General features: G+C 75.4%; 7 protein-coding genes and 1 pseudogene. 2 read left to right on the top strand and 6 right to left on the bottom strand.

Going from position 1 to position 11,918, the window contains the following annotated elements; all coding sequences use genetic code 11:
- The first annotated feature begins 271 nt into the window (after positions 1-271).
- Positions 272-727 (top strand): hypothetical protein, encoded by a 456-nt coding sequence (locus ACIRFL_RS09245; RefSeq protein ID WP_404025753.1) that lies wholly within the window; start codon positions 272-274, stop codon positions 725-727.
- Between the two features lie 75 nt (positions 728-802).
- Here the strand turns inward: ACIRFL_RS09245 and ACIRFL_RS09240 are convergent, their stop codons facing one another.
- The 3 genes from ACIRFL_RS09240 to ACIRFL_RS09230 all read right to left on the bottom strand — a co-directional run bounded on the left by ACIRFL_RS09240 (position 803) and on the right by ACIRFL_RS09230 (position 8,067).
- On the bottom strand, positions 803-5,500 hold the full coding sequence (locus ACIRFL_RS09240; RefSeq protein ID WP_404025696.1) for a hypothetical protein: 4,698 nt from the start codon (positions 5,498-5,500) through the stop codon (positions 803-805).
- Between the two features lie 109 nt (positions 5,501-5,609).
- Positions 5,610-6,488, bottom strand: a complete 879-nt coding sequence (locus ACIRFL_RS09235; protein ID WP_404025694.1) for a hypothetical protein — start codon at positions 6,486-6,488, stop codon at positions 5,610-5,612.
- Positions 6,489-6,540: 52 nt separating this feature from the next.
- Positions 6,541-8,067, bottom strand: a complete 1,527-nt coding sequence (locus ACIRFL_RS09230; RefSeq protein ID WP_404025691.1) for a hypothetical protein — start codon at positions 8,065-8,067, stop codon at positions 6,541-6,543.
- Positions 8,068-8,116: 49 nt separating this feature from the next.
- Between ACIRFL_RS09230 and ACIRFL_RS09225 the strand changes: the two are divergent.
- Positions 8,117-8,596, top strand: a pseudogene (locus ACIRFL_RS09225) (allophanate hydrolase subunit 2 family protein); the annotation flags it as partial.
- A 4-nt stretch (positions 8,597-8,600) separates the two neighbouring features.
- Here ACIRFL_RS09225 and ACIRFL_RS09220 read toward each other — a convergent pair.
- From ACIRFL_RS09220 to ACIRFL_RS09210, 3 genes are read right to left on the bottom strand one after another with little or no spacing between them, the layout of a single operon-like run.
- The gene (locus ACIRFL_RS09220; RefSeq protein WP_404025688.1) at positions 8,601-9,458 is read right to left on the bottom strand and encodes an SGNH/GDSL hydrolase family protein; all 858 of its coding nucleotides are present in this window, start codon (positions 9,456-9,458) and stop codon (positions 8,601-8,603) included.
- Positions 9,455-10,759, bottom strand: a complete 1,305-nt coding sequence (locus ACIRFL_RS09215) for a glycosyltransferase (RefSeq protein ID WP_404025685.1) — start codon at positions 10,757-10,759, stop codon at positions 9,455-9,457. Before ACIRFL_RS09215 ends, ACIRFL_RS09220 begins: the two co-directional genes overlap by 4 nt.
- The gene (locus ACIRFL_RS09210; protein WP_404025683.1) at positions 10,756-11,883 is read right to left on the bottom strand and encodes a glycosyltransferase family 4 protein; all 1,128 of its coding nucleotides are present in this window, start codon (positions 11,881-11,883) and stop codon (positions 10,756-10,758) included. Before ACIRFL_RS09210 ends, ACIRFL_RS09215 begins: the two co-directional genes overlap by 4 nt.
- Positions 11,884-11,918: the final 35 nt, after the last annotated feature.

The raw sequence follows: 11,918 nt of genomic DNA, 5'->3' as shown, positions 1-11,918 counted from the left end.
CATTACGGGAGATGGCCGCCTCGGCTGGGGCGTGCGCGGTTCGGGTGTCCGGTCCGGTGTGCCGGGCCGGTTGGCCGAAATTCTTCCGGGGCCGGGAATCTTCCTGACGCGCCGTTCGTCCTTCTCTACGGGAAATGGGGGCGGAATCGGCCACAGGAGCCGCATCCACCATCCTGGCGGCGTAAAACAGCGCAAGCCGGGCAACCACAGGGGAGCCGGTGCCTCGGGGCGCCGGAGGAGTGGTCTGCCGGCGGTGGGGAGTGACATGGTGATGGGCACGGCGGAGCGGCGCGAGGCGCCCGAGGACGCGGCCGCCGGGGTACGGCGTCAGCCGGGGTATCGGCCGTTGTGGGTCGAGGAACCCGCGCGCAGACGCCGGCTGCCCGATCCGGTGCGTACGGCGGCGGTGCGGGCGGTGATCATCATCGCGGTGACGCTGATGCAGGCGATGGTGGCCTTTCTGTGCACGCTGGCCGGGTCCTGGCTGGCCTTCCCGATGGTCATCAGCAGTGTCGCCAGCACGGTGGTCGCCACCTGGGGCGTGCTCGACGTCTGGGTGACGCGCCAGGTCTGGAACCAGCGCAATGGCGTGGTGTCGGTGCCGAGCAGCACGGCGCGGTCGCTGCGCCGGGAGCGGCGCGCCGCCCGGCGGCAGGCGAAGGCCGCCGCGCGGGAACGGGAGCGGATACGCAGGCGCGGCGGCACCGGCCAGCTGTCGCACTCCTGAGGCCCTGAGGGCGGGGGCGGCGCCGACCGGCGCCGTGGCCGCCCGCCGGCGGCCGTGGCGCTCGGCCTGTCCCGGTCAGGGCGTGCTGGGCGCCGGGCGTTTGAACATGCGGGTCGCCGTGATCTCGCTGTGCACCGCTTCCCCGGCCGTGGCCTGCTGCGGAAGTCCCGGCCGCAGGTGTTCCTCCACGCTGATGTACTTCAGCCCGGCTCGCAGGTCGGCATCGTTGCGCAAGCGGATGACCAGCGGGAACTCGGCCAGTGCCGTCGTGTCGAACAGGCCGGTGGTGTAGAGGAGCTGCACGCCGAGCGCGTCGGAGACGGCGCGTTGCAGCTCCAGCAGATAGGTGGCGTTGGCGCGGCCGATGGGGTTGTCGAGGAACAGGGTGCCGGCGTGCCGGTGCCTGTCCCGTCCGCGGTCGTTCGACCGCAGGGCGGCCATCGTGCAGTACAGGGCGATCGCGGCGGTGAGCAGCTGGCCGCCGGAGAAGACGTCGCCCATCTGTCCGACGGGGACGCGTTCGGCGCGCAGGACGGCGTCCGGCTTGAGGATCTCGACGGCCACGCCCTTGGGCCGCAGCGCGGCGGCGACCCCGCGGAGCAGCAGGGACATGCCATCGCGCCGCAGGTCGGAGTTCTTCTTCAGGGCGGCGCGGGTCGCCTCGTCGATCACCTCGCCGAGCCGTTCGGTGAGCGTGGCCTGGTCGGGTTCCTCGAAGCGGATGCGCAGGAATTCCTGTCCCGACCACTCGCCGAGCCCTTCAGGCAGCCGGGACAGCCGCTGGGCGGAGCGCAGGGTGGCGAGCGCCGACTCGACCAGTCCGCGCAGCCGGTCCACGATGGAGTCGCGGTTGCGTTCGAGCTGCGCCAACTCATCGGTGAGGACCCGCAGTCGGGGGGCGAAGGCGGCGGCCCACTTCTGGGCGTGCTCGGGCAGCGCGGCGGCGGGCAGCTCGCGGATCTGCTGCCGGGCGGGGGTGCGCACCTGCTCGTAGCGGGTCGAGTTGGCGTGCCGGACCAGGACGTCGCCGGCCTCCCGCACGGCGGCCTCGGCGGCGGACAGGTCGGCGGCGCAGCCACGCAGCGAGCGGCGGGCCTCCGCGGCGGACCGTCTGGCCTCCTCCAGGGAGCCGGGGTACGGCTCGGGTTCCTCCTGCTCCTCGTCGGCTGTGTGCTCGCGCAGCAGGTCGCGGAGCATGGCCGCGACCTCGTCGAAGCCGCCGGCCGCGTCCTCGGCCGCGCGGTGGGCCGCGAGCAGTTCGGCGTGCGCGTCGCGTGCCTGGGCCAACGCTTCGGTGCGGGAGGCGAGTTCGGTCGTGGCGGTGCGCAGCAGCGCCTGGGCGTGCTCGGCGTCGCGCGGGAGGAGTTCTTCGGGCAGTTCGGTGTGCGCGCCGCCGTCCTCGGGGGCGTGCCGTTCGGCCTCGCCGCGCAGCCGGCCCAGTTGCTCGCTCGCGGCGGACATGCGGGTCTCCAGGAGCTGGACCAGTTCCTCGGCGCGTGCGGCGGCGGCCTGCCGGGAGGGGCCGTCGGAGCCGTCGGGCGACTGCAGCAGTTGTTCGGCCCGGGTGCGGACCTTGTTGCTGAGCCGGTCCAGTTCGGCGCGGGCCGCGCTCTCGTCGCTCTCCGCGCGGGCCTGCTCGGCGCGCAGATCGGCCCCGACGCCCACCTTCTCGTACACCTGGGAGGCGGCGCGGTAGGCCTCGCGGAGGGCGGGCAGGGACGCCTTCGAGGCGTCGGCGTCGCCCTCGGCCGCGGGCACGTCGTCGGGTGCGCCGGCGATCTCGGAGCGTTCGGCGCGCAGCGCGCGGGCGGTGCGGCGGGCGTCGTCGGCGGCGCGCTGGGCGGCGCGGCGATCCTCGTCGGCGGCGCGGGCCCGCTCCAGGCAGACCTGGGCCCGGGCCTCCGACTCGGCGGCTTCGTCGGCGAGTTCGCGCAGCTTGGCCTGCCAGCCGGAGCGCTCACGCAGCCGGAAGGCGAGCCCGGCGAGCGCGTCGGCGGCGCGCCGGGCCTTCTGCGCGGCCTCCTGGCGTTCGTCGCGGGCCTGGGCGGCCTCGGCGGCGGCTTCGTCGGCCTCGGCGCGCGCGGTCCGGGCCTCGGCGAGTTCCGCCTCGGACTCCTCGGCGAACGCGCCGGCGTCCCGGGCGGTGCCGGCCAGTTCGACGAGCCGTCCCGCCGGGCAGCCGGTGCGCCAGGAGGCGAGCCGCGCGGCCAGTTCCCGGTCCTTGGCGAGCCGTGCGGCGAGCGCGCGGATCTCCTCGTCCCGCTCGGCGGCCCGGGCGCGCAGCGCCTGCCGTTCCTCGTCGGCGGCGTACTCGTCGTGCATGGCCGGGTTCGGCGGTACCAGGAACACCTCGCCGGCGCTCGCGTCGGCGGCGGGGGTCGGGGCGAGCAGGGCGGCGGCGGTGCCGACGGCCACGGCGGACCGCGGCAGCAGCGCGGCGTCACCGAGGGCTTCGCGGGCGCGGGCGTGAGTGTCCGGGTCGGTGATGATCACGCCGTCGACGAGTTCGGGGCGGGCGGCGAGCACACGCGCGTGGTCGGCCGGGTCGACGGCCTGGGCGAGGTAGCGCCAGCCGGGCAGCGCGGGGATGCCGTGTTCGCCGAGGAATTCGACGGTGGCGAGCACGTCGGGGCCGGGCGGCAGCAGTCCGCCGTCGCCGAGCGCGCCGAGGATGCGGGCGTCGTCGGCGGCGGCGGTGCGCAGTTCGAAGAGGTGCCGTTCGGCAAAGGAGACGGAGTCGTCGAGCAGGGCGCGCAGTTCGTCGGCGAAGCGGTCGAGGTCCTCGGGGGTGAGGTGTCCGTCGCCGCCGGGACGGGCGGCGTCCGCGTCCGGGGCCTCGGCGGGGGCGCCGGGTGCCGCGTCCGGGTCCCGGGTGGTGTCGCCGCCCGCGCGCGGTGCGGGCACTCCGGCCCGCGTGCCGCCCCGGGTGCCCGGCAGGCCGAGCAGTTCGCCCAGCCGCTCCTCGGCGGCCAGTGCCTCGGCGATGCGGCGTTCGGCCTGGTGGGCGCGGTCGGCGGCGGTCGCCGCGTCCGCGGCCCGGGCGGCGGTCAGTTCGGCGCGGGACTCGGCGGACGCGGCTTCGCGCGCGTGGTCAGCCGCCTTGCGCGCCGCGTCACGGGCCGTGTCCCAGGCGGCCACGGCGGTCTTCTCGGCGTCGCTTGCCGCGAGGGCGGCGCGGGCCGGGTCCGCGTCGGGGGCGCTGTCGTCGAGCCAGCCCGCGCGCACCGCCTCGGCGGTCTCCTGCTCGACCTCGGTCAGGCGCTGTCGGAGGTGTCCGATCTCGCTGCGGGCGCGCTGCGCCTCGGTGGCGGCGGCGGTCGAGTCGCGGTGTGCCGCCTCGCCTGCCTCCTGGAGGGCGGCCGCGCGTTCCTCACCCTCGTTGGCGAGGGTCTCGGCGTTCTCGGCGGCGGCGTGCAGAGCGCGTACGAGATCCACGGCGGCCTTGGCACGGGCGGCCAGGGCCGGGGCGGCGTCCCGTTCGGCTTCCTGGATCGCGGTGGCCACGCGCGCGACGCGGTCGGCGGCGGCGCGGTGGCGCAGCACGGCCTCGGCCGCCTGCCAGGCGGAGTGCAGGGTGCGTGCGTCGGCCAGTTCGCGTTTTTGCGCGGTGGCCGACTTCTCGCCGGCTGCGAGCGCCAGTGAGGCGTGCCGGTAGGCGAGTTCGGCGGCGATGAGCGCGCTGCGCTCGCGCGCGCCCTCGGAGTGGGTGACGGTGTGCGCGGCGGCCGTGACCTGCTGGGCGAGGTCGGCGGCCCGCACCCGTTCCACGACGCCGCGCGCGGACAGCCGCCGGGCGAGGGTGCGGGTGCGGCGTTCGGCGCCGGCGTGGATGTCACGCGCGCGTGCGCGGGCTTCGGTGGCCTCGACGATCCGGCCGAGCAGGTCGACCGACCCGGCGGTGAAGTCCCGTTCGGCGATCAGTTCGGCGCGTCGGCCCAGCTTGTTGCCGAAGCCGCCGACCAGGTCGGCGAGGCCGTCGGTGTCCCGGGTGTCGGTGACCGCGCGCAGCAGCAGGTCGGTGAAGTCGGAGTCCTTCTTGACCGCGAACAGGCCGGCCGCCTCGCCCTCGTCGGCGTTCATCTCCCGCTGGTAACGGAAGAGTTCGGGGTCGAGGCCGAGGTCGCCCAGGTGCTCGGTCCAGCGTTCGTGGGTCTCCTCCCAGTGCACCTCCAGGTGCGGATACGCCTTGCCCGCCTCGCTGAGGGCGTCCCGGAAGCCCTTCATGGTGCGCCGGCGGCCCTGGGCGCCCGACTGGCCCTCGGCGGGCGGGCGTACGGCGGTGGACTCGGCCACGGGGAGGTTGTCGAGGCTGAGTCCGGGGCCCGGCCGGAAGGAGTACCATGCCTCGGCGAACTTGCGCGGGTCGTTGGAGACCTGCCGTCCGCGCCATTCGCTGACCTTGCCGACGACGACGCATTCGCCGGTCTGCACGTGCTGCCATTCCAGGGCCACGTGGCCGCAGTCGTCGGCGAGCAGGAACTTGCGCAGCACGCCGGAGCTGGCGCCGCCGAGGGTGTTGCGGTGGCCCGGCAGCATCACCGAGAAGATCAGCTTGAGCAGGACGGACTTGCCGCCGCCGTTCTCCAGGAAGAGCACGCCGGCGGGCGCTGGGCGGCGCGGCGGTCCGACGGGCTCCTCCTCGAAGAACTCCGCCTGCGTGGGGGCGGGGTCGGGCACCGGCTCGCCCACGCCCCGCAGGTCGAGCACGGTGTCGGCGTAGCGCGCACCGGCAGGACCGATGGAGTAGAGGCGGACCCGGGACAGCTCGTACATGGCGGACTCTCGTGGAAGGTCTTCGGAGGGGCAGGGCTAGGAGGCGCGGGGCTACGGAGGGCAGGGACACAGAGGGGCGGGGCCACGGTCAGGTGCGGCGGCCCGGCCGTCAGGAGTGGAACGGCAGCCCGGCGTCGGCCACCAGATCCAGGTCGTCGGTGTCCTCGGCGGGCAGCAGGCTGGCGGTGCCGTCGGTGACCGGGACGACGCCGAGTTCCAGCAGTTCGGCCATGGCGGCACCGCCTGCCATGTCGCGGACCTGGAGCTGGTAGCGCGCGGTGGTGCGGTAGGTGCCGCCGTTGTCGTCGCCGGTTCTCTGCAGGAAGCCGGAGTCGGTGAGGAAGGCGACCGCCTTGCCGACGATGCCGGTGGTGGAACCGGCCGGCCGGCGGGCGTCCTTGGTGGCGCCGGTGGCGCTGCGCCGCACCCAGATCCGCCAGGCGGCCTCCAGGCCGGGCGCGTCGGTGGCCGGGTCGGTGTTCTCGCCCCTCTCGGCGGCCCGCTCTTCGAGGCGCCGGCATGCCTGTCGTACGAACGCGTCGACGCCGTTGACGGAGACCCGCCCGATGTAGCCGTCGTCGGCGAGGTCCTCCGGGCGGGGGAAGGCCAGCGCGGCGACCGCGAGATGGGCGAGGCCGTGCAGGAACCGGTCGGCGGAGTCGGCGGCGGTGCGGCGGGCGTAGTCGCCCATGCGGACGGCGAAGACGGAGTCCTCGGCGGCGGTCACCGCCATGCCCGCGCGCGGGGACACCTCCAGCACGACCAGGCCGAGTCCGGCGGCCACGGCGTCCGCGAGCCGCGCGAACGCCGGGTCCTCGCGGTGGCGGCGCAGCAGTTCCGTGTATTCCTGGTCGCGGGCGGGCTGCAGTTTGGGCTGCAGTCCGAAGGCGACGAGCCGGGCGGCGTCGGCGGCGTCGGCGGGGGTGACGGCGGAGCCCGCGGGGGTGGCGGCGGGCTCGGGCTCGCTGCGGTCGGCGTGCTCGGTCACGGTCGGGGCTCCTTGCTGCGCTGGCCTGGTCGGGTGGGACGGTCGGATGGGGTCATGCCGCCTCGGTCCGGTCGGCCGCCATGCCCGCCGAATCCAGCAGTGCGGTGCCGACGATCAGGTCGGCGCCGCCGAACTCGGGGTCGTCCAGTTCCGTACCGTCGTCCACGGCGAACAGCAGCTTCTCCTCGCCCTGGCGGTAGGCGGTGCCGACCGGGGGGCTGGCCGCGTGCACGGCCAGCAGTGCGACCAGGTAGGGCAGTTCGGGGTCACGGCGGCGGGCCTCGGCGAGCAGCCCGGACAGCCGGCGTGGCGCGTCCGCCGGCAGGTCCAGCAGTTCGGTGGCCGCGGCCAGTTGCTCGTCGCTGAACCGGTTGTCGTCCGGTGTGGCGATCAGATCGGGCTCGGGCATCTCGGCGCCCAGGTGCTCCCGCTCCACCGGCGGGGTGAGCAGGAGGTCGACCAGGTCGCCGACCCGTACCGACACCGGTGTGCGCAGTCCGGTGCCGCGCGCGAAGAAGGCGTCCGTGACGCTGACCGCCCGCTGGACGGGCAGCGGCAGGACGGGGGCGACGAGATGGCCGTACAGGTCCATGCCGGACGTGGTCAGGGGGGTGGCGAAGGCCTGCCGGTCCTGCTCGGCGCGGAACAGCGGGCCCGCCTCCAGCAGCCGGGACTGGAGCTGGGTGTGGCGCCGGATGCAGTCCTTGACGATGTCGACCAGTTCGGCGGCGCGCCGCTTGTGCCCAGGGTCCTCGGACTCGTCGCGTGCCTTGCGGATGTTGGTGAGGATGGCGTTCTCGTGGCGATAGCGGTCGGCGACGTGGTCCAGGGCCTCGGCGATCATGTCGGGCACTGCGTTGAGCCAGTCCACCGCGCGGACGTTGCGCCGGGTGGCCTCCAGGGCCCTGCGCAGCGTTTCCGAGTACTGCACGGTCCGGTAGCGGGCCTGCTCCGCGGCGAGTTGGGCGTCGGCCAGTCGGCCGCGGTTGATCAGCACCTCCAGCTTGACCTCGGCGGCGATCTGGGCGCTGGTGACATCGGTGTCGAGGGCGCCGACCAGGACGTTGACGGCCTCGTCGGTGGTGCGCAGATAGACGGTGCCGCCGGGGCCGGGGACCTCCTCGACGAGTTTGAAGTCGTAGTCGCGGCGTACGTAGGTGCCGTCCGGCGCGAACGTGCCGTACACGGCGCGGAAGCCGCGGTCGACGCTGCCGACGTTGATCAGGTTCTCCAGGACCCAGCGGGCCACGCGCTCGTGCTCGGTCACCGGGCGGCGCGGGGCCTGGGCGGCGATGCGCGGGATGAGCCGGGCGACGATCTGCTCGTGGTCGGCGCCCGTGTCGAAGTCCATGTTGAGCGTGACCAGGTCGATGGCGGCCAGGGCCACCTCCGCCATGCCGTACACCGAGTACTCGCCGGCGAGGTTGGCCTTGCGCGCGTCCAGGTCGTGCAGCGGCGCGGTGCAGGCGAGCGCGCGCAGCCGCCGCGCCAGCCCCTCGTCGGCGGCCGGGCCCGGGGCGGGGCGCGGCCCCGCACTGAGCTGCGGCGGCACGCTGTCCGTGGATGCAGGCGAAGTCACGGTGCACAGACTAGGTCCTCCGTCTGACAACGACCCAAACGACGCAGAAGGCAGCCGGTCCACGGATCTGCTGACCTGGCTGGGTGCCGCGCCGCTCGCGGACGGCGTGGTGCTGCCCCTGGCGACCCGCCGGGTCCGCACGCGCGCGTGGACGTCGATCCGCAGCCGCGCCCGCCGGCCGAACTCGTGCCGCGCGTGACGCCGGGCCCGCGCGACGGCTGGTTCAGCCGCGGGACGTCCGCGACGTCACGTCACGCGTGTACCGGGTCTCATCGGGGCGCCACCGGTCGGGCCGCGGACGCAGGGGCCCGCCCTGCAACGGGCGCGTGCCGGTGAACTGCCCGGCGAGGGCATGGTCGTTGGGGCGGCACAGGTGCCGCCGTACGGGTGTCCGGTGGTCTTCCTCGCGGGCCACCCGACCACCGGGGGCTACCCGGTGATCGCGGTGGTCCGCGCCGCCGACCTGCCGGCCGCCGCGCAGGCGGTGCCCGGCGCCCCGGTCCGTTTCGTGGCCGTGCGGCGCCACTGAGCCCTCACGCGGCGTCCGCGGCCTCCGTATGCTCCGCCACCGACAGGGCGCCGAGGGCCGCCGACACGGCTGCCGCTGCCCGCAGGTCGAGTCGGGCGCTGGTGCCCCGCGCGCGGTGCCGCATCTCGTCGGCGGCCAGCCTGAGCAGTTGCGGCAGCAGATCGGTGCAGCGCCTGGCCACCCAGCCGGTGCCGGCGGTCGCCAGCCACCACAGGCTGGCCGACCTGGTCGGCGCGGGGAACTCGGGCTCGGGCGAGGGCGCGGTGCCGGTCGCGGCGCCCGCCGCGGCGAGCAGCGCGTGGAAGCGCAGCGCGAGCTGACGGTGGCCCCGCTCGCCGGGGTGCAGCCGGTCCGCGCTCCACATGGCCCGGTCGGTGAGCCATGCGCCCTCGGCCGCGTGCAGGTGGACGGCGCCGTACCGCTCGGACAGCGCGTGGACCACCGTGTTGACCGCGCGCTGGCGGCGGGCCAGCGGGCGGGCCAGGGCGCCCGGCAGTCCCAGCATCGCGCCGGGGTCGGGCAGGCACGCGGTGAGCAGGACGGCGCCCTGCCGGGTGAACGCCGCGTAGACCTGGTCGAGCCGGGTGGCCACCGCGTGGATGTCGAAGGTGCAGCGCAGCGTGTCGTTGACGCCGATCACGACGGAGGCGATGTCCGGACGCAGGTCGAGTGCGTCCGGGGTCTGGCGCTCCAGCACGTCGCGCGTCTGCGCCCCGCTGACCGCGAGGTTGGTGAACTGCACCGGTCCCTCGGCGATCCCGTCGGCCAGCAGTTCGGCCCAGCCGCGCCACCCGCCGCCGACGGGATCGCCCACGCCCTCGGTCAGTGAGTCCCCGAGCGCCACGAAACGGACGGGTCTCATGCCACGCCCTCCGGCACGACACGACGGGACGGCGCGGACCCGTCGCGCACGTCGGAGCGGGGGGCCCGGGGGGCTGCCGCCGTCTGGTCCGCGTCGGAACGGGACGGTACCGACGTGTCGTCAGTGCGACGGGACGCTCCCGTCACGTCGTCGTCCTCGTCCCGCCGGCAGCCCACCGGCGCGTCGTGCGCCGCCAGGAACGCCTCCACCGCGGCACCCCAGCCGAAGCACTCCGCACGCGCGCGTGCGCTGTCCCGCCGCTCGGCCGCGGGGCGGTCGAGCAATCTCTCGACGGCGTCGGCGAACGCCTCTCCGTTGTCGGCCGCCGTGGCCCCGGCGGACCCGATGACCTCGGGCAGCGCGGACGACGCGCTCGCCACCACGGGCGTGCCGCACGCCATGGCCTCCAGCGCGGCGAGCCCGAACGTCTCGGCCGGCCCGGGCGCCAGGGCCACGTCGGCCGAGGCCTGCAGCGCGCCCAGCTCATCGCGGTCGGAGACGTGCCCGAGGAAGGTCACCGGCAGCCCGCGCTCCCGCGCCCGCTGCTCAAGCCGTGCCCGCAGCGGGCCGTCCCCGGCCACCACGAGCACCGCCCGCCGCCCGCGCCGCAGCAGCGCCTCCAGCGCGTCCAGCGCCGTACCCGGCCGCTTCTCCACGGACAGCCGTGAGCACATCACCAGCAGCGTCTCGTCCACGCGCGCGTGGACGGCGCGCAGTCCGCCGTCGCGCAGCGCCGGGTGCCGGTCCGTCAGGTCCACGCCCAGCGGGGCCCGTACGACGTTGCGCGCACCGATGCGGACGAACTCACGCTCGGCGAACTCGGTGGTGCACACGACCCGTGAGTAGGTGTGCGCCGTACGGACGTTGAGGGCGTCGGCGGCCCGCCGGGACAGGTCCTCCGACAGGCCCCAGGTGCGCAGCACGCCGTCGGCGGTCTCGTGGGAGACCATGACGGCGGGGACGCGGGCTCGCCGGGCCCAGCGGCCGGTCCAGCGCAGCGTCGTGCGGTCGGAGACCTCCAGGCGGTCCGGGGCCAGTTCCTCCAGGAGGGCGGCGACCCGCCGCTTGTCGAGCAGCACCCGGTAGCCGCCGGTGCCCGGCAGCAGCGGTCCTGGCAGGGTGATGACCCGGCCCTGCTCGGTGTCCCGGTCGCTGTGGCGCTCGCCGGGCACGATCAGCACCGGCTCGTGGCCCGCCGCCCGAAAGCCCTTGCCCAGCTCGCGCAGCGCGGTGCGCAGGCCGCCGGACGCGGGGGCGACGAAGTTGGCGAGCCGGACGATGCGCAGGGAGTCGGTGTTCATGCCGCCACCGCCGTCTTGCGTGCGGCGAGCACGTCCTCGTAGTGCGTGATCAGCCGGTCGCCGATCGCGGCCCAGGTGCGGCCCTCCACGGTGGCGCGCCCGGCGGCGCCGTACCCGGCCCGCAGCACCGGGTCGACGGCCAGGGACCGCACGGCGTCCCGGAAGGCGTCCGCGTCGCGCGGCGGGACCAGCAGCCCGGTGTGCCCGTGGGCGACGAGGTCGAGCGGGCCGCCGGCGGCGGGCGCGACGACCGGCACACCGCTGGCCATGGCCTCCTGGACGGTCTGGCAGAACGTCTCGAAGGGGCCGGTGTGCACGAAGACGTCCAGCGAGGCGAAGATCCGGGCGAGTTCTTCGCCGGTGCGCCGGCCCAGGAAGGCCGCGCCCGGCAGGGCCTCGGTGAGGTGGGCGTGGCTGGGTCCGTCGCCCACGACCACGACCCGTACGCCCTCCAGGCCGCAGGTACCGGCGAGCAGTTCGACCTGCTTCTCGGGGGCGAGCCGGCCGACGTAGCCGACGATCACCTCGCCGTTGGGGGCGAGTTCCCGGCGCAGCGCCTCGTCGCGGTGGTCGGGGCGGAAGCGGTCGGTGTCCACGCCGCGCGGCCACAGCCGCACCCGGGGGACGCCGTGGGTCTCCAGGTCGTTCAGGGCGGCGCTGGACGGGGCGAGGGTGAGGTCGGCGGCGGAGTGGACGGAGCGGATGCGCCGCCAGGCCGCCGCCTCGCCCGCGCCCATGTAGGTGCGGGCGTACCCGGCGAGGTCGGTCTGGTAGACGGCCACGGTGGGGATGCCGAGCCGGGCCGCGGCCGCCATGCCGCGGACGCCGAGGACGAAGGGGCTGGCCAGGTGCACGACGTCGGGGCGGTGTTCGACGAGCGCCGCGGCGAGGCGTCGGCTGGGGAGGGCGACGCGGACCTGGGGGTAGCCCGGGAGCGGTAGGGAGGGGACGTGGACGACGGGGCACGGCGCGAAGGCGTCGGGCCTGTTTCCGGGAGCGGGGGCCGGAGCGACGACGAGGGGGGCGTGACCGCGATCGACGAGGTGCCGGGCGGTCTGGAGCGCGCAGTGGGCCACGCCGTTCACATCGGGGGGAAAGGATTCGGTCACGATGACGACACGCATACCCGTGTTCTCGCCGCACTGGACGTGGCCGCGTC

It is taken from the genome of Streptomyces sp. NPDC102462 (assembly GCF_044765425.1).
Lineage (GTDB): Bacteria > Actinomycetota > Actinomycetes > Streptomycetales > Streptomycetaceae > Streptomyces.
Note: the sequence above shows the minus strand (reverse complement) of the source record. Positions and strands in the feature narration are given on the sequence as shown.